This is a genomic window from Mesorhizobium sp. B1-1-6, from assembly GCF_006443035.1.
GTDB lineage: Bacteria > Pseudomonadota > Alphaproteobacteria > Rhizobiales > Rhizobiaceae > Mesorhizobium.
Map to the genome: position 1 here is coordinate 332038 of NZ_VFWR01000005.1, position 17558 is coordinate 349595.

The following is a 17558-nucleotide window of genomic DNA, read 5'->3' on the forward strand; positions in this document are numbered from 1 at the left end:
TCCGCTATTTCATCTTGTTGGCACCGACCTCGCGGTCCCATTTCTCGAAGGCGGCGACCAGTGCTTCCGGCTTTAACGGCGCTTCGACCGGGAACTTCCTGATCAGCTCTTCATATTGTGGGCGGCCGAACTCTGCGATGGCGTCCTGGCTTTCCTGCGGCGCGGCGCTGAGTGGTACCCCCTTGACCGCTGGACCGGGATAGAAATAGCCCTTGTCGTAGGTATAGGCCTGCTGCGCGGGTTCGAGCATGAAGGCCATGAGCTTGACCAGAACCGCGACCTTTTCCTCCGCGACGCCCTTGGGAATGCACATGAACTGCGTATCGGGCACCCAATGCGTGCCTTCGAGCGCAAACGTCTCGATCTCCTTCGGCACGATGCCCAACACACGCGGGTTGATGTCCCAGCCGAAGGTGGAAACGATCATGTCGCGGGTGCCCTCGGCCAGCTCCTTCATCGTCACCGTGGTGCCGGAGGGATAGTAATCGATGCCTTCATCCAGCGCCTTCAGATAGGCCCAGGTCTTCTCCCAGCCATTGATGGGATCGGAAGGATTCTTGTCGCCGAGGATGTAGGGCATGGCCATCAGGAAGGTCCAGCCCGGTCCCGAATTGACCGGCCGCGCATAGCAGAATTTGCCGGGATTGGCCTTCACCCACGCCAGCAGTTCGTCGGTGTTCCTGGGGATGGTCTTGACCCTGTCCGGCGCATATTCGAAGAGTGGGCCCGACGGCGAATAGACGACGGCGACGCCTTCGTTCTGGCCGAAGTTCTTCTGCATCATCAAGGCGCTGTCGAGATAGACGTCCTCAGCCTTGGGCAGCACAGTGGGGTATTTCGTCCACACGTCGATCCACAGGCCCTGGGTGATGCCGTCCGACATGGCACCCGGCCCCGTCAGCACCAGGTCGATGTCGACCCGGTTGGCCGCCTGCTGCGCGGCGAGCTTGGCCGGCAGTTCGGGGGACGGCGCGCGCGAGAACGTGATCTTGGAGACGAGCCCCGGATTTTCCTTGCCGAATTTCTCGATTGCCGCCTGGGTAAGCTGCAGATTGCCCGCGACATCAATGATGTTGAGCGCCACCGGCGAAGTGGGCAGGGCAAGCTCGTCGGCGAATGACCTGCCAAAGGGCAGCGCTGCAAACCCGGCCAATCCGCCGAGCGCCTGGCGGCGTGAAATCGTGAACATCGTCGTCGTCCTCCTCATTTATCTCCTTGAAAGAGCGGCATCTCCACACTTTCATCCCGGCTCTCCCAGACGAATGATATATTAGTCTATCAGTATCGAATGCAACGCAAATGACGCCCCGCTGCGCTGAAGGTCCCGTCGCGGACAGGCCGCGTCAGGCCGCGCCTGGCATGCTGCACTATCCTAGCGCCAGCCCCTCGACGCGGCCGGCCTTTGGCGAAGCATCAGGATTTCTTTGCGCCGACCAATTCGTCCCACTTTCGGAAGGCGGCGATCATCTTTTCCGGCGGCAGCGGCAGTTCGATCGGGTTATCGGCGATGAGGCTGGCATACTCGTCCCTGCCGAAACGTTTGACGATGTCCTGGCTGTGCTGCGGCGCCATGGAGACAGGCACGTTCTTCACCGCCGGGCCGGGGTAGAGATAGCCCTCATCGTAGGAATAAGCCTGCGCTTCGGGCGTAAGCAAAAATGCCATCAGATCAAGCACCACGGCGAGCTTGTCGTCGGAAATGCCTTTCGGAACGCACATGAAAAAGGCGTCCGAAACCCAATGGAAGCCCTTGAGCGTGCCGATCCTTGCCGATTCCGGCACGATGCCGAGGGCGCGCGGATTGATGTCCCATCCCGTGGTCGAAATGATGATGTCGCGGCTGCCTTCCCCGAACTCCTTCATGGTGACGCCGGTGCCCGCGGGATAATAGTCGATATACTGGCCGATCTCTGCCAGATAGGCCCAGGTCTTCTCCCAGCCGTCGACGGGATCCTGCGGATCCTTGTCGCCGAGCAGGTAGGGGAGACCCATCACGAATGTACGGCCAGGGCCGGAATTGGTGGGCCGCGCATACATGAAGCGGCCCGGATTGGCCTTGGCCCAGGCTAGCAGCTCCTCGACCGAGCCGGGAACCTCCTTCACCCGCTCAGGCGCGTATTCGATCAGCGGGCCGGAAGGATAGTAGTTGACGACAACGCCATATCCCGCGCCCTGCTTCTTGTGCAGGGCCAGTGCGGCGGGTTCGTAATTGTCCTCGATTTTGGGGAACTTGTCGTTGAAATCCGGCAGAATCTTGATCCACGTGCCGTTGGCTAGGCCTGCCGCCAGACCGTCGGAGCCGGTCAGCACCATGTCGATATCGACGCGGTTGGCTTCTTGCTGCGCGCGCAGCTTTCCGGCAAGCTCGGTCACCGGCGCCTTGGTGAAGACGATCCGTTCGGTGCGCTCGGGATATTTCTTGGCGTAGTTTTCGAAGGCCGGCTGCGAAAGCGCCAGCGCGCCGCCCACGTCCATCACCGAAATGACGACCGGCGATGCCGGCAGTTTGGGTGACTGCGCCCAGGCCCGCGTCGTGCCGGCGAGGAATGTACCGCCAATGCCGCCAAGGATGGTGCGGCGATTCACCTTGAGTTCACGAGCAGTCATGGTTGTCTTCCTTCCCATTTTGTCGTTTGCCGGTCGTATTCGCGTTCTTCTTCTCCGACGCGCGCACGGGTGATGGTCATGTCCGGCGCCCACTCGATCTCGCTGGCGGGCACGCGAAGGCCATGCGCGTCCAGCACCGGCTGCAGCAGCGCCATCACATTTGCCGAGGCCATATCGACAGCCTGTGCGAAACCGGCAATGCCCCAGCGCACCAGGTTGCGCACGGCGTCGTCCAGTCGCAGCGCCGACCCGGCGAGCCCGATGCCGCCAGGAACGCGGACCGAGCCATCGGCGCGGCTCTCGACCCGCATTCCGGCAAATTCGTAAGATCCGTGCGGCGCACCGGCCGCCGAAACGGCATCGGTAACCAGGACCGACCGGTCCAGCCCTTTTGCCCGGACCAGCGATTTCAACGCGCCTGGCGGAACGTGAATCCCGTCGGCGATGAATGTCGCGGCGAGACGGTCTTCGGCCAGTTGGGCAAACAGGGTATTGTCCAGTTTCGGCAAGGTTTGCGGCAGCCCGTTGCCGAGATGGGTGGAAAGGACAGCGCCAGCCGCCGCGGCCTGCGCTACGAGCTCAAAACCGCAAGCCGAGTGGCCGATCGAAACAAGGATGTTGTGCCGGTTCATGGCCCTAATGAAAGCAATGCCACCTTCCACTTCGGGTGCCAGCGTCGTCAAAAGGATCGGGCGCTTGAGCAGCGACTGCAGGCGCTCAATGAGCGCAGGATCCGCAGCGGTCATCGCCGAGGCGGGATGGCATCCGGAATAACCCGGGGCGGGATTGAGGAACGGACCTTCCAGATGATAGCCGGGGCACATGAGGGGACCGAGGCGGCTTTCGGAGACAGCCTTGTCGAGAGCGCTGAACCGCGCCGACAATTCGTCCGGCCTTGCCGTGATGATCGTCGGCAGGCACGCTGTCACGCCGCACGCCAGGAGGGCCTCCAGCGCTTCGTCGAGTTCCGCCGCCGTCAGGGTCCCCGAGTTGAAATCGACGCCGGCGAAGCCATTGACCTGCATGTCGACCAGACCGGGAGTAATCATGTTGCGGCCGATCGCCAAGATTCCTTACGCGGAGAGTACACGGCTTGATACCGCTTGCAAGCCATTTTTGAATAATGTTATCCAGAAATGCGAAAGGAAAAGAATCCGGGCATGTTGACGCTCTACACCGCGGATTTCGAGGACGCCCGCCAACGCGACTGCGCACGCGTCATCGCCAGCCTGCACGAAGGCGGCGGCAAATCCCGCGCCGCACTTGCCGCCGAGTTGGACATGACCTCGATGGCGATCTCGCGCGCCATCGCCGACCTCGTCGGCAGGGGCATCATCGAGCAAAGCGTCGGCCAGGTGAGCGGCCGTGGCCGCCCACCGGCGCAAATCGTTTTGAACCCCGGTTGCGCGGGCGCGACCGTCCTTCTTGTTTCCAGCCAGGAACTGGTTGGCGTCCTTGTCGATTTCCGCGGAAGTGTCCTCGCCCGGCAAACCGCCCATGTTCCGTCCGACGCCGATTCGGCCCGCATGACCGCGACGATGCGTGACCTTGTCGCCGGTCTGCTCGGCAGCTGCCCGTCTGGCATGCGTCATGTCGGAACGTCCGTTGCCGTTTCCGGCATCGTGGACGTGAAGACCCGGACGTGGATATTGACCTCGCGATGGCCGAACGTTCGCGATTTCGACGTCGGCAAGGCGCTCGACGGCATCACGCCGCGCGTGTTCCTGTTTCGCCAACTGGATGTCGAATTGAGCGCCCGATACGCCGTGCCGGGCATGGAAAGGCTGGAAGGCGCCTTCATTCTTCATTGGGGTTGGGGCATCGGCCTGGCCTATCGCGGCAGCGACGATGCGCCGATGCGCCAGGGCGGTCCCTTCGGCGAAATCGGCCATTGGCGTTTCAACGTGCTCAAGGATCGCCCCTGCGGATGCGGCAACCGGGGCTGTCTCGAAACAGCAGCTTCGCTGTCAGCCCTGTTGCCGGTCATACGGGAGATATATCCGTGGGCTTCAGGGGAGGAGGAACTCCTCTCCAGCCAAATCGAGACGATGGAGCTGACGGATATTCCCGAAATCCGGGTCGCCGTCGATCTTATGGCGCGCGCGCTGGGGAACGCCTGCAGGCTACTTTTCCCCGAGAAGGTGTTCATCACCGGCCCGTTTACCTGCAATGCCGGACTCTACGAACTTCTACGCTCCCGCTTCGAGGCGGAAGGATTGATCGGCACCTTGCGCCTGCCGACCCTGATCTCCGATCGCTCCAGCCTGGACTACGTCGTCCAAGGCGCCGCGCAACCGCTTCATGAAATCGCCGTTTGCGTGCTGCTCGGCACGCCGCAGGGGAAACCGAATGGCGCAGGGCGGAGCCGGCGGAATGGAAAGCGGCAAAGGCCGATGCCCTGACGCGAAGCATCTGAATGATTGACGCTGCGGGTTCAGAGATCCGGGAGCAATCTCGATGCCCCACACCTCTCACGTCCTGTGGAGAATGCTGCGACGCCGCTCGGGCGAAGCTCACTGCCTCGCGGAGGTTTTCGAGCCGGTTCTCACTAGCGAGCCGCACAGCGAACAGCCGCATTTAGCATGTCGCCAGCGTTTTCTTCTTTAGGCCAGGAGCGCATTCCCGCGCCGTTCCATCTCTGCCGGATCGAGGTCCTCCCTCCACGACAGGAGCACCCAGACGTGGCCGAAGGGATCGCGCACGGTGGCGGAACTGGCGCCATAGAACATATTCGTGGGTGGCTGAATCTCTTCCGCGCCAGCCTTGACCGCGCGCCGCAGCAAGGTCGCGTTATCATCAGTGAAGATGTGAAGGCCAGCTGTGCAGCGACCAAGTGTCCGCGGCTCGCCGTATAGTCTCTCGTCCGGATCCCCGATCATGATCACGGCTCCGCAGATCAAAATCTCGGCGTGCATGATTTTGCCGTCTGGGTGGGCAATTCGGAACAGTTCCATCGCTCCGAATGCCCGCTCATAGAACGCGATCCCATCCGACGCCCCGTTGACATAGATGTGAGGGACAATCGCGTTTCGATATCTCTCTGGTCGTTCAGTCATCTCGGTGTCCTCGCGCCAAATATCAGAGCGCTCGCTTGCGGTGCACAAGCCGGCGAAACGCTCTTTACAGGACCCGGCGGAAAGCCCGCCTCAGTTCGGCCACCGCACCGCCGGAGACCATCAACCGTGCGTCGACACGATCCGTTCCGGGTTCCACGCGATCATCTGCTCGACTGCCGCCGAAGCCGCCGCCGGCTCGACTTGAAATTCCTCGAAAATCGAACGGTACCTCTCTTTTCCAACATGGCAGGTCGGCAATCATCCAGGCCGACTCCAACCTGGAGACTGTCCTGATATTTCCGGCGATCAGCGGCTGGCGCCAGAAGGCGATACGGTCCTGCAAGCGATGGCCTGGATAGTCGCCGGCATGAAGCACGGATGGCCGAAGGCGGTCGGAAGTCGAACGCCATCCGCGGCTGCTCGCCCCTAGACGCCGAGATGATGCTGCAGCAGCCCCGGCTGTGTCTTGAGCTCGGCGGCCGGGCCCTCGTGGGCGATATGGCCGTTATTGATGATATAAACGCGGCTCGCGAGCGCCAGCGTCGCGGCGATGTTCTGTTCCACCAGCACGATTGTCTGCCCTGCCTGGGCCAGTTCGCGGCAGGCGCGCACCAGATCGTGCACAATGACTGGAGCAAGTCCTTCGAAGGGTTCATCAAGCAGAAGGATCTTCGGGTTGCGCACCAATGCACGGGCTATGGCCAACATCTGCTGTTCGCCACCCGAGAGATCCGTGCCACGGCTGGTGCGCCGTTCCTTCAGCCGTGGGAACATCGTGTAGATGCGTTCCAGCGGCCACCGGTCGTCGGCGGTCAATCCGGCCAGAATGATGTTTTCCTCGACGCTCAGGCTGCCGAAGATGCGCCGATTCTCGTGCACGAGCTGCATGCCTTCCCGAGCGATGCTGTGCGCCTTCTTGCCCACCAGCTCAACTCCGTCGAGCTCAACCGAGCCGGCACGGGGTATCACCACGCCCATCAGGCTCTTCAGCGTCGTCGACTTGCCCGCGCCGTTGCGCCCGAGCAGCGCCACGACCTCGTTTTTCTCGACCCTCAATGCAACGTCGAACAGAATGTGACTGTCGCCATAATAGCTGTTCAACGCCCTGACTTCGAGCAGGCTCATGCCACCTCTCCATGTACCCCGCCGAGGTAGGCTTCCTGCACCTTTGCGTTGGTCTTGATCGCACCGGGCATACCTTCGACCAGTACCCTGCCCTCCTGCAGGACGGTCACTTTCTCGACCAGCTCGAAGAGCGAATCCATGTCGTGGTCGATGATGATCATCGTGCGTCCACGCGCGATTGACTTGAGCAGCGCCACGGTCTCGACGCGCTCGCGCGGGCTCATGCCGGCAAGCGGCTCGTCAAGCAGGAGCAGGCTCGGCGACGTCGCCAGCGCAAGCCCGATTTCCAGCCGCCGCTTCTCGCCATAAGGCAGTTCCGAAACGGGCCGATCGAGCCGCGCCGTAAGGTTCACCAGCGCCGCCGTTCGCTCGACTTGCTCATTGAGACCGGGAACGCTGTGGATACTCTTGAACAGGTCAAGCCGGAACTTTCCACGCGCCTCGCCCAGCGCGGCAATCATCAGGTTCCGCCGCACCGTCAGGCGGTCGAACAGCTGGTTGATCTGGTAGCTCTTGGTGAGCCCGAGCTGGCACACCTCGGACACACCCATGCCCGTAATGTCGCGGCCGGCCAGCATGATGCGGCCGGAGGTCGGCGCGATCTCGCAGGTGAGCATCTTGAAGAACGTCGTCTTGCCCGCGCCGTTGGGTCCAATGATGCCCCGTATCTCCCCATGATCGACGCTGAAGTCGATGTCGCTGTTGGCTGTGATACCGCCATAGCGTTTGGTTAGGCCCTGCACCTGCAGGATCGGTCCGGATGCTGGCGCAGTGCCATGCCGGCGCGCCGGCATCGGTTCGACGACGGTCACGACGTGCGGCGCACTCTCGACCGCAGTATTGGCCCGTTCGATGCGCTTGCGGCCGCCGGTCAACCCATAGAGATCGACGATCGCACCGACGATGCCGCGCCGCAGGAAACAGACCAGCAGCACGAAAACGATGCCGAGCACCAACTTCCATGTGGCGCCGAGATGCAATGTGTTCTGGAAAAAGTCGCTCAGATACAGCCACACCGTCGCGCCCACCAGCGGCCCGAACAGTGTGCCGGCACCGCCGATCGCCGTCTGCATCACGACCTGGCCGGACGTGTCGAACATGAAAGCGTCCGGCGGCATGAAGCCCTGCATGACGCCCAACAGGCCGCCGGCAAAGCCGGCATAGATCGCCGCAATCACGAAGGCCGTGAGCTTGTAGCCGTGTATGTCGTGGCCGAGCGCCGCGGCGCGGAGCGGATTGTCGCGGATTGCCGAAAGGATCGCGCCAACCGGCGAGCGTACGATGCGAAGTGCGACGACAATGCCCACGAAATACCAGAACGCCAGGAAGGTATACATCGTCCAGTCGGTGTTGAATTCGAGTACCGTGAAGCCGAGGTTGACGACCGGGGTTGGCACGCCAGGCAAGCCGTTCTCGCCGCCTGTGAATGCCGAGAGCGGATTGAACTCGACAAAGAAGAAGACTTCGGCGATCGCCACCGTGATCATGGCGAAATAGATGCCGGTGCGTCTCAGGGCGATCAGGCCGATCACATAGCCGACGACACCCGACACGACGGCGCCCATGACGATGGCAGCCATGACATAGGAGAAGCCGGTTTCAGTCAGGAGATAGGCGGCGAACATCCCGCCAGTACCGTAGAAGGCCGACTGGCCGAAGGACAGCAATCCCGTGTAGCCGAACAGGATGTCGAAGCCGATCCCGAACAGGCCCCATATAAGGATACGATTGATCGTGCTGGGCGAAAAGCCGAGATGGGGCAGCACGAACGGCGCCAGGACGAGCGCCAGCGCCGTCAGAAGCTCGACAAGGAAGGGATGTTTGATGTTCATGGCGACCGCATCTACTCGCGCCCTGCCGTGCCGAGCAGCCCGTGCGGGCGAAGCACCAGCACCAGAGTCATCGCCACGAACAGCATGACATAGGAATAACCGGGATTGAACATCGAGGTGATGCTGATGATTTCGCCGGCGATGAGGCCGCCGAGGATCGCGCCCGGAAAGGAACCGACGCCGCCGATCACCACGACCACGAAGGTCTGGACCAGTATGGCTTCCCCGACATCGGGCGCGATCGACACCACGGGTGCATTGACAATGCCGGCGAAGCCGGCCGCCATGGCTCCGATGCCGAAGACGAGCATGAAGATCTTGTAGACGTCGATTCCAAGCGAATCGACCATTACCGAATCCTCGATGCCTGCTCGCACGATCATCCCGATGCGGGTGCGATAGAGCACGACATAGAGCATCAGCAGCGCCAGGGCGACGATGCCGAGGAGCGCCAATCGGTAGGTGGGATAGACCATGAAGCCCAGATGGGTGATGCCGACCAGCGAGGCGGGCGGCGGCACCGTGCGCGAGAGGCTGCCGAAGAAGAAGCGGACCGTCTCGACGAAGACGATGCCGAGCCCGAACGTGACGAGAAGCTGGTCCTCGAGCGGCCGCGTGTAGAAATGGCGAATGATCAGCCGCTCGATCAACACCCCGACGATCATCACGAACAGCGATCCGGCCGCCACCGCGGCGAGGAATGAACCTGTGTAGGTGTAGGCGAGCCAGCCGGCATAGCCTCCGAGCATGAACATCGCGCCATGGGCAAGGTTCAGGACGCCGAGCGTCCCGTAGATGATGGTCAGCCCGGAGGAGATCAGCGCCAGAAGCGCGCCGAGCACGAGCCCATTGAAGCACTGCGAGATGAAATTTGCCCAGTTGATCACTCTGCGCCCACCTTAATCATGAAAAATATGCCCTGCCCTCGCGCCAGCAAGGGTTTGGTTGATAAGTCGCGAACAATCGACATTCCACCGACCGCCGGGAGACGAACCGTCTGCGTCCAGCCAGAGCCAGTCCCGGTGCGAGCGCCTTCTCCACCCGTGGCGGGCGGAGAAGGCGCTGCGGGATATCAGGTGTAGCTGCCCAGGTTGCAGCCGAACTCGTCAGGCTTCTGCATCAGCGGCGCGCCATCGACCACCTCGACCACGTTCCAGTAGTCGTCGTCGCTCTTCATGTCCTTGGGGTCCTTACCCTGGACGAGTACGACCGGTCGCACGCACTGATGGTCTTCCGGCCGATAATGAACGTCGCCGACGAGTGAAGGGATGGTCTCACTCTTCTCGTATTGCTTGATGACGTCCGGCGGATAGAAGCTACCGGCCTGCGACACCATGCGGGCCCAATGAGCGAAGCTGACATAGGCATTTTCGGCGCCCCATTCCGGCCGATAGCCGAACTTTTGCTGGAACGCGTCCACGAACTGCTTGGCGAGCGGATACTTGTCCTGCAGGGTCCACCAGAAATCGGTAGCGGCAAAAACCCCGGCTGTCAGTTCGGGGCCCACTTCCTTGGCAAGGAAGGGTATCTGGTAGGGGATGACCATCTTCATGCTCGGAGTCAGGCCGAACTGCTTGGCCTGCTGGATCGACAGCACTGCGTCGCGGCCCCAGTTGACGTTGACAATGAATTCGGCGCCTGAATTGGCGATGTTGGTGAGATACTGGCTGAAATCCTGGGTGCCCAACGGCGAGACCTGGTCCGTCACCATCTCCCATCCGCCCTGAGAGGTCAGGTAGTCGTTCACCGACTTGGTGACGGTGTGACCGTAAGTGTAGTCCGGCGTCATGAATGCCGCCTTCTTTCCCTTTCCGTAGGTCTTCAGAAGGATCGGGCCGATCGCGTTGGCTGCGGTCTGGCCGTAGAAGTTCTGGCGGAAGCCGTAGCGGACACAGTCCTTGCCTGTCGTGTCGTTTGAGCCGGAGATGCCCGCGACGTAGAGGATCTTCTCGCGCTGCGCGAATTTGTTGAGCGCAACCGCGACCGCTGATGAAGTCGAGCCGGTCATCAGGATGATGTTGTTTTGGTGGATGAAATTCTGCTCGAGCTCGACGGCCTGATTTGGCTTGGCCGCGCTGTCGGCGGACAACAGCTCGACCTTCTTGCCGAGCAACCCCTTGTCGACTTTCGGCGCCAACGCCTTCATCAACTCATGGCCGTTGTTGATGTGGTCGACCGCCAGCTGCCAGCCCTTAAGTTCATCAGCACCCTGCACGGCATAGGCACCGGTAAGGGGCACCGCGGCTCCGATGTGGACGGTGTCGCCCGCCGACCCGGCCGGCCAGGTGCCTATCGCGGGCTTGTCGTCGGCTGCAAAAGCCGCAAAGCTGGATAAGGGCAGAACGGCACTACTGAGAAGACCTGCGCCCGCGTGCAGCATGGTGCGGCGGGATATATTGGAAGTATTTTGATCGTCGAGCGGCATCAGCTGTTCCTCCTTAGCGTGGAGCCGTCGGACGGCTCTCATTTGTTGTTCCCGCAAACCGGTTTTTTCCAGCGAAACGCTGAAAATGGACTATTTGCATGGGCATTCGCAGTGGCGTAGGCCTGCCAGTCAATACAACTTTCGTTTGATAATTCTGTTCATTGATCTGGATTAATAAGCATAGGAAAGTTTCGTTGAAGGTCATGAACATTTGGAGCATGGCATGCCGCTGACCGGCCACCCGATCGTGACCCGACTGACACGTGCAATGAAGCTGGATTCGCTAGACATCAAACGTCTTGAGGCAATCTTCGAGCGCGATCTTACCATTCGGAAACGGGAGGAACTCGTCGTTCACGGCTCCGAGTTCCGAAACCTGTGCTTTGTTAAAGACGGCTACGCGATCCGCTACAGGTTGCTGCGCAGCGGCAGGCGGCAAATCCTGAAGCTCATCCTGCCCGGTGATGTCATTGGATTCCCGGTCAGCTTTTTCGATCGATCCACTTGTTCGGTCGTTGCCGTGAGCGAACTGACCTACGCCGTCTGCTCGTTCGACGCGTACATTCGTCTCTGCTACGAGCAGCCCCAATTCGGTCTGGTGTTAAGTTGGCTCGCCGCCCAAGAGGCAGCGACTTATGCGGAACACATCGTCAATCTAGGTCGGCGCACTCCGATTGAAAGGTTGGCGCACCTTTTGCTGGAGATTCACGCGCGTCTCCTGGAAGTCGAACGCGCCGACGAAGCAAGTTTCGATCTGCCGTTTTCACAGGAAATCATGGCGGACGCGCTCGGGTTGAGCGTGCCCCATCTCAATCGCATCATTCAGCAATTGCGCGCCGAACAGCTTATCACCAGCAACGCGCGCTTCATCGACTTGACTGATCTTGCGGGCCTTCGAAGACTGGCTCAGTACCAGCCGATGTCCCTCGTTCCGATCCCGGTGCTGAAGCAGCGGGAATGAAAAGCGTCCCGTCGATCATATTAGCACCCTGCGTGAATTCCTTCACATACAAATCTCACCCGCGGCGTACAAGAGATGACAGAGCAGGCAATTTAGTCTCTCTTTCGGACAGATCATAAAGAAAATAGCAAAGATCAAGCCCGAAGAGGAAGTTGGTTTTTAAACTAAGCCAATTTCGTTCTCATCACGAATTTTGTGATGCCATCAACCAAAGGGAGAGAAACATGTATAAGATCATTACAGCTGCGTCTGCATTCTTCATCCTCACGGTGCCTTCGTTCGCGATCGACTCGACCTTCGTCCACAGTCTGCGAGCCGACAATGGTGACTTCGAAGCCCCGGGTGACTTGAAGGGTCAACATTCATTGGCTTCAGAAGAAGCGGTGTATGGCTTCCCGACCGGGTCGATCGGATTGCCTGGTGGCGCTTCGAACTCCAAGTGCATGGGGGTCAGCCCACACCAGTACGATCCTGTCAGCCCGGACTGCCGGAATTGATCCAGATAAGAGCGGTGGCTAGCGCCACCGCTCTGCCTCCTTGAGCGGGTACCGACTGACCGACGGACTATTGAGAAAAGCCCCACCATAGATCGCGCGACAGCCGTGGCAGGTCCAATCGCCTGGGACGGCGTCAGGATGCTGAACGGAGGTTCCCAGTTCGTCACCACGACAGGTGGAGGACTATCCCTTCATGCCGATCCGGTCTTCGTTGCGCAATCTGATTCGCGGCTCTGATGCGCGCGCCGATTGCGAATGGCGACATCAGTCATCGTCCTGTGACTCGGCAATGTGACGAAGCGCACCGGCATTCGTTATGCGCAGGCCACCACGCTTGATTGCGATAATCGAACGGTTGCGCCAATCGTTAAGCGTCTTGTTGACGGACTCGCGCGTGGCGCCCAGGAACTCCCCCAGTTCGGACTGGGAGATCGGTATCCAACCTGAGCCATCCGCCATAACGCCGGCCAAAAAGGCCAGTCGCTTTGCCAGCCTGGCCTCAATGCCGAAGAAAGCCTGATCGCCAAGTTCGCCGCTGACCCAACGCAGCCGTGCGCACAAAAGCTCAATCATGGCGCGTGCCAGAGGTGGGGTTTTTTCGATCCGATCGAAGAGCTGCTTCCGACCGAGCGAGGCCAGATCGCAAACGGTCAGGCAAGTAGCGGTTGCGGTGCGCGAGCGCCCGTCGAGCGCGCCGATCTCTCCGACCAAGCTGTGCGAAAGCTCGATATTGGCCACCAGCTTCCGGCCTCCCGGCGAATACATCGAGATCTCCACCGTCCCGCTCATAACCCCGTAAATACGATCGGATGGATCTTCCTGGACGAAGAGAATCTGGCCCGCCGCGTGGCGTTCAACCTTGCAGCCGCCGAAAAGAAGATCGAACAGGCGCGGATCGATCCGTGCAAGGCGCGGCAGATCATTTCTTTCGTTCGCGCCGCCAAAAGCCATGTCGCCCCCAAGTTGCCGATCGGATAACTCCAACGCAGGAGAGTATCTTAGGTCTTGTCTTGCCGGCGCCTCAGCTCGGCCGCAATGATCGACTGATCCCTGCGTAACGAGAGGCGCCGCGCAGCCGCGAGTGCTTGCCGCCAAGTAGAGACGGCGCGGTCACCGCGTCCGTCCAGCCAATGGGCCACGCCGACCCACAGCCCATATTGGGCGGTGCCGACAGGAAACGCGCGGCGGTAGCGCTTGAGCTCATGCAGCGCTTGGCGCTCCCAGTGGCGCCACTGGTCGTACTCGCGCGAGAGGCCTGCCTCCCTGCCGCGCAGAAGCACTTCGCACACGCCGGCAATGCCGGGCAGTGTGCTGTGCACAGTCGGCCGACGCATCTCGCGCAGCAGGCGTAGCGTCTCGACCACAGCCCGAAGGCTCTCAGCATGGAGCCCGACCCGTGCAAGCGCGAGCGCAAGCGACCCTTTGGCGGAGACCAAGTCGGCGAGATCAGCGGATCCGGCCATAGCGGACGTGGTCAGCCGAAGGATGTCGACCGCTTCACGGGGGCTATCCGTGTGGAGCACACACAACGACTTGCATCGGAGCGCCCAAATCTCTTGCTGGAGGTTTCCGCTGTTCTGTGCGCGGGAGAGCAGCGCTTGGGCGGTGTACTCCAGCGCACCCGATTCACCGCGGTAGTACATTGACCAGAAGCGCATGGCCTGGGCGTTGCACCAACTTAGTTGATCGCCCGCCTTTAGACACAGCTCTTGAGACTGATCCAGACGACGATCTACCATCAGCCAGTCGCAGCGGCCGATGCGCCAGAGCGCATCGAGATTACACAGGTGGGCATGGACCGCTGGATCGGCGAGCGCAGTCACCACCCGTTCTGCCCTTGCCATGAAGTAGTTGCAAGCGCGCCGGCGCCCCAGAATTCCCAGCCCGCATGCCAGTTGGGCGGACGCGATCACCATCTCCATGGTGAGCCCCGTGCGCTCCGCATGGGCGACAGCCGCGACGGTGTGGGAAAACGCTCGCGAAAAGCGAAGCTCGAAATAGTCCACGACCGCCGCCTGGTTAAAGCAGCGAGCTAGTTCTCGCTCCCAGGAGTCCAGCACACCACCCTGAGTTGACCATAGCGAAGGAGGGAACACTTGTTGGAACGCGAGCCGCATTCCACCCCCAAGCAGCCGCATCAAAAGGGCTGCCGAGGAACGTGGAACCGGCGTGCCCGCCAAGGTGAGGGCGCGCCTCACCGAAATGCCCTGAGCATGGAGGTCGCCACGACTGTAATGGGCCTCGCCGAGCTGCCTGCGCCAACGCACCGACTGAAGTCTTTGCTCAGCACTCCAAGGCTGCTTCGACTCGTATCTCAAGCAGATTTCCAGAAACGCCTCGACCTCTCGAAACGCACCGACCTGCAGCGCCTTGATTGCTGCCAAATTGGCATATCCAACTGCCTTGAAATTGTTTCCGGCGGCCTCAAAATGCTGAACGAGGGCCGCGACATCCGCGCCCATGGCGGCCGACTGGCTCGACTCGATCCAAGCGGCCAGAGCTGCATGAAGTCGCTGTCGCACTTCACTGGGAATTGAGCCATAAACGACGTCTCGGATTTGATCATGACGGAACTCGTAGTTCCCTGATCCAGTGCCCTGACGCACGAGATGCGCCGCCACGAGCGACTCGACAGCTGCACCCACACCGTCGTGATCCAACTCGCCCTCGAGCAACGTCGCCAGGGCCTCGCCGGTAAATGAACGCCCGATCACGGCCGCAGCCCTGAGAACGTGCTGGACTGAGGTCTCCAATCGATCAACGCGCTCCCGAATGACCCGATCGACACCTTCGAAATATCGAAGGCTCTCGAGCGGGCGGATCGGACACCACAAACCATCGCGTATGGCGATGAGCCCCTGGCTCTTTAATGTCAGCGCTATCTCCTCGGCGAAAAACGGATTGCCACCGGCTAAGGCCGAGACCCGGCGCGCCAGTTCGCCATGTGGGGGCACATCCCCGAGCGTGCGGGCGACCAGTTCGCAAATCGACGCCTCGCTGAGTTCCTCAAGATCCAGGATACGACACAGGCGCGCGGGATCGTCAGGTTCCGTTCCGGATGTATTCCTTCTTGTGGCCTCGGCTCGCCTTCGTAGGTTTTTTAACTCCTCCGGAACTTCGTCCGAGCGTACGCACAGGACCAGAAGCAACGAGGACAGAGATGAGAGAACCCACTCGACGAGGCGCCACGATGCCGAATCCAGCCACTGACTGTCCTCCAGGACCAATGCCAACGGGCGCGGTGCCAAGTTATCCATGAGATCACCCAAAAGACGCATGGTGGCATCAGCGCGATGAGGTCCCTCCAGATGTCGCGTCCCGTCGTTTTGGGGAATTTCGATGCTCAGAACATCACCTAGCAAGGGCAGTCGCCCAACGAGCGGCGAGTTGCCTTGAACCCGTTGTGTGACGACATCAAGCACCGCAAATCCATCGCTGTCGGACGGTAGGCCGAGAAGGGACACAAGCACCCGCCGCCATGGCAGGAGCGATGTCCGGCGATCGTCACGTTCGGCGCGCGCGGTCAAAACCTCGATTGCGGTTGAGCGCAGTTCGTCCGTGAAAGCTCTGATCAAAGCGGTTTTTCCAATGCCCGACTCACCCAAGACAACGAGCAAACGCCTGCCTCCACGGCGGGTCTCCTCGAACGTACGTTTCAGGAACTCCAGCTCGCTCTGCCGACCAATCAGCGGACTAAGAGGTTGGACCGGGGCGCGCGGATCCATGGGACAAAATACCGTTGCCATGTCCCCAAGTCCGTCCAGTTGCAACGTGCCGTGTTCTTCGAACCAAAACGCCGTCCGGCTGGCTCGCTCTGTTGGTGCATCGCAGAGAACGTTTGCCGATGCCGCCGTCATAAGCCGCGCCGCCCGATTCACGGGCGCGCCGATCACCATCAGCTGGCGCCGGCGTGCGCTTCCGACAACACTAAAAAGCGCATCGCCGGTAGCCACGCCCATCGACGCGGAGAGGCCCAAGCGTTGGGCCGTCAGACGGATCGCGCGAGCAGCATCGACGGCACGGCAAGGATCGTCGCGGTGGAAACTGCCTCGCGCTCCGAACGTCGCAAAGAAAATCAGACCTTTGTCGTCGAAGAGCAACTCGCCGGCCGGCCCACCGCGCGAACGCAGATCCTCCTGGAGGGTCGCGCATAGCAATTGATAGCGCGCAAGCGCCTGAGGTTGACGATGGTCAAGTCCGGCAATTCGCGCGAAAAGGGCGGTGATCGGCCTAATCTCCGCCAGGGCGTCTAAGCGGGCGGTCGTTGGACGATCTTCTTCGGAACGGATGGCAACGGCGCTGTCCGCGGCAACTGAGCGCAAGTCGGCTTCGGACAGCAGGTCCCTGAGCTGCAAAGGCAAAAACCTTGCCAGCCAGTCCGGAGGCGGAGAAGCCAGCGTAGGCCGACTGCGCCGCGATTGAGACGGCTGCGCAAGGGCCAAGTTGGCTTTGTCGGAAAGTACATATTCCCATCGGCGCGCAGCCGCTTGGGACTGAGCGGCCTGCATGATGGCATCTCCCCCTGCAAAGAGCGTCCAGACCGGCTGGCCGCCCAAAGCCGCCGCCCAGAGGGGCCCCGCCCCTACTCCAACATGCAGCGCGGGTGCGATTTCAGCTGTTCCGTTCTCCAAACGCTCGTTCTGGCCGCCGCAGATTGCCTTGGCACAGGCTGTCGCCGCTCGCACCGCGCTTTCAAGTCCGCGGACATCCGCCGACCAGTAGGCTAGCAGTTCGTCGCCAGCGAGGTACAAAATCTCGCCTCCACGATTGTATACTTGCTCCACGCATCGCGCGTAGGAGTGACTAAGCAGGCTCGGGATTCTTTCAAGTCCTTCTTGCCCCCGTCGTGCTAGTTGCTCGACCAAGGCCGTGTATCTGGACACATCGACAAACACCACTGCAGCCGGGAATTCGACGGCTACTGGGCCATCCGCTCGAAGTGCGTGAATTCTACCGAGTAATTCCAGCGGCAGAAAACTCTCAAGTAGCTCGCAAGTACCCTCCATGGGTTCCTTCCCGCAGCCGTGCCCATGGTTTCAGGGCAGAGAAAAGCAC

The 17558-nt window shown here is 61.0% G+C and carries 14 protein-coding genes; 3 read left to right on the forward strand and 11 right to left on the reverse strand.

Features of this window, described 5'->3' with window-relative positions:
* Nucleotides 1-4: 4 nt before the first annotated feature.
* From FJ979_RS12925 to FJ979_RS12935, 3 genes are all read right to left on the reverse strand, one after another.
* A complete protein-coding gene (locus FJ979_RS12925) occupies nt 5-1189 on the reverse strand; it encodes an extracellular solute-binding protein (RefSeq protein WP_140513467.1) in 1185 nt (394 codons plus the stop codon).
* Nucleotides 1190-1413: 224 nt separating this feature from the next.
* Nucleotides 1414-2607, reverse strand: a complete 1194-nt coding sequence (locus tag FJ979_RS12930; protein ID WP_140581317.1) for an extracellular solute-binding protein — start codon at nt 2605-2607, stop codon at nt 1414-1416.
* Nucleotides 2604-3656, reverse strand: a complete 1053-nt coding sequence (locus FJ979_RS12935) for an N-acetylglucosamine-6-phosphate deacetylase (protein WP_140498473.1) — start codon at nt 3654-3656, stop codon at nt 2604-2606. The genes FJ979_RS12930 and FJ979_RS12935 overlap by 4 nt, the downstream gene beginning before the upstream one ends.
* 111 nt (nt 3657-3767) lie before the next feature.
* Here FJ979_RS12935 and FJ979_RS12940 point away from each other — a divergent pair, with 111 nt between their 5' ends.
* A complete protein-coding gene (locus FJ979_RS12940; protein ID WP_181165372.1) occupies nt 3768-5009 on the forward strand; it encodes an ROK family transcriptional regulator in 1242 nt (413 codons plus the stop codon).
* Between the two features lie 201 nt (nt 5010-5210).
* Here FJ979_RS12940 and FJ979_RS12945 read toward each other — a convergent pair whose 3' ends face one another.
* The 6 genes from FJ979_RS12945 to FJ979_RS12970 all read right to left on the reverse strand — a co-directional run bounded on the left by FJ979_RS12945 (nt 5211) and on the right by FJ979_RS12970 (nt 11045).
* Nucleotides 5211-5663, reverse strand: a complete 453-nt coding sequence (locus tag FJ979_RS12945; protein ID WP_140581319.1) for a VOC family protein — start codon at nt 5661-5663, stop codon at nt 5211-5213.
* Between the two features lie 64 nt (nt 5664-5727).
* Nucleotides 5728-6006 (reverse strand): hypothetical protein, encoded by a 279-nt coding sequence (locus FJ979_RS12950; RefSeq protein ID WP_140567254.1) that lies wholly within the window; start codon nt 6004-6006, stop codon nt 5728-5730.
* Nucleotides 6007-6089: 83 nt separating this feature from the next.
* Complete coding sequence (locus FJ979_RS12955; RefSeq protein WP_140567251.1) at nt 6090-6788, reverse strand: ABC transporter ATP-binding protein; 699 nt, start codon at nt 6786-6788, stop codon at nt 6090-6092.
* Entirely contained in the window at nt 6785-8620 is a 1836-nt protein-coding gene (locus FJ979_RS12960) for a branched-chain amino acid ABC transporter ATP-binding protein/permease (protein ID WP_140581320.1), read from the reverse strand. Before FJ979_RS12960 ends, FJ979_RS12955 begins: the two co-directional genes overlap by 4 nt.
* Before the next feature lie 11 nt (nt 8621-8631).
* Nucleotides 8632-9507 (reverse strand): branched-chain amino acid ABC transporter permease, encoded by an 876-nt coding sequence (locus FJ979_RS12965; RefSeq protein WP_140498479.1) that lies wholly within the window; start codon nt 9505-9507, stop codon nt 8632-8634.
* Nucleotides 9508-9692: 185 nt separating this feature from the next.
* Nucleotides 9693-11045 carry a substrate-binding protein gene (locus tag FJ979_RS12970; protein ID WP_140498480.1) on the reverse strand — a complete coding sequence of 451 codons (1353 nt, stop codon included), beginning with the start codon at nt 11043-11045 and terminating at the stop codon, nt 9693-9695.
* A 223-nt stretch (nt 11046-11268) separates the two neighbouring features.
* On the opposite strand from FJ979_RS12970, the gene FJ979_RS12975 reads away from it, so the two are divergent.
* Both FJ979_RS12975 and FJ979_RS12980 read left to right on the forward strand, forming a co-directional pair.
* Nucleotides 11269-12006: a Crp/Fnr family transcriptional regulator gene (locus tag FJ979_RS12975; protein WP_140498481.1), complete on the forward strand. Its 738-nt coding sequence runs from the start codon at nt 11269-11271 to the stop codon at nt 12004-12006.
* A gap of 224 nt (nt 12007-12230) precedes the next feature.
* Nucleotides 12231-12503 (forward strand): hypothetical protein, encoded by a 273-nt coding sequence (locus FJ979_RS12980; protein ID WP_140498482.1) that lies wholly within the window; start codon nt 12231-12233, stop codon nt 12501-12503.
* 264 nt (nt 12504-12767) lie between these two features.
* Here FJ979_RS12980 and FJ979_RS12985 read toward each other — a convergent pair whose 3' ends face one another.
* The gene (locus FJ979_RS12985; RefSeq protein ID WP_140498483.1) at nt 12768-13454 is read right to left on the reverse strand and encodes a Crp/Fnr family transcriptional regulator; all 687 of its coding nucleotides are present in this window, start codon (nt 13452-13454) and stop codon (nt 12768-12770) included.
* 47 nt (nt 13455-13501) lie between these two features.
* Nucleotides 13502-17254: an adenylate/guanylate cyclase domain-containing protein gene (locus FJ979_RS12990; protein ID WP_181168611.1), complete on the reverse strand. Its 3753-nt coding sequence runs from the start codon at nt 17252-17254 to the stop codon at nt 13502-13504.
* Between the last annotated feature and the right edge of the window lie 304 nt (nt 17255-17558).

Coding starts and splice junctions, on each gene's coding strand:
- FJ979_RS12925 (WP_140513467.1), bottom strand. CDS start 1,189: ATGTTCACGATTTCACGCCGCCAGGCGCTCGGCGGATTGGCCGGGTTT.
- FJ979_RS12930 (WP_140581317.1), bottom strand. CDS start 2,607: ATGACTGCTCGTGAACTCAAGGTGAATCGCCGCACCATCCTTGGCGGC.
- FJ979_RS12935 (WP_140498473.1), bottom strand. CDS start 3,656: ATGATTACTCCCGGTCTGGTCGACATGCAGGTCAATGGCTTCGCCGGC.
- FJ979_RS12940 (WP_181165372.1), top strand. CDS start 3,768: ATGTTGACGCTCTACACCGCGGATTTCGAGGACGCCCGCCAACGCGAC.
- FJ979_RS12945 (WP_140581319.1), bottom strand. CDS start 5,663: ATGACTGAACGACCAGAGAGATATCGAAACGCGATTGTCCCTCACATC.
- FJ979_RS12955 (WP_140567251.1), bottom strand. CDS start 6,788: ATGAGCCTGCTCGAAGTCAGGGCGTTGAACAGCTATTATGGCGACAGT.
- FJ979_RS12960 (WP_140581320.1), bottom strand. CDS start 8,620: ATGAACATCAAACATCCCTTCCTTGTCGAGCTTCTGACGGCGCTGGCG.
- FJ979_RS12970 (WP_140498480.1), bottom strand. CDS start 11,045: ATGCCGCTCGACGATCAAAATACTTCCAATATATCCCGCCGCACCATG.
- FJ979_RS12975 (WP_140498481.1), top strand. CDS start 11,269: ATGCCGCTGACCGGCCACCCGATCGTGACCCGACTGACACGTGCAATG.
- FJ979_RS12980 (WP_140498482.1), top strand. CDS start 12,231: ATGTATAAGATCATTACAGCTGCGTCTGCATTCTTCATCCTCACGGTG.
- FJ979_RS12985 (WP_140498483.1), bottom strand. CDS start 13,454: ATGGCTTTTGGCGGCGCGAACGAAAGAAATGATCTGCCGCGCCTTGCA.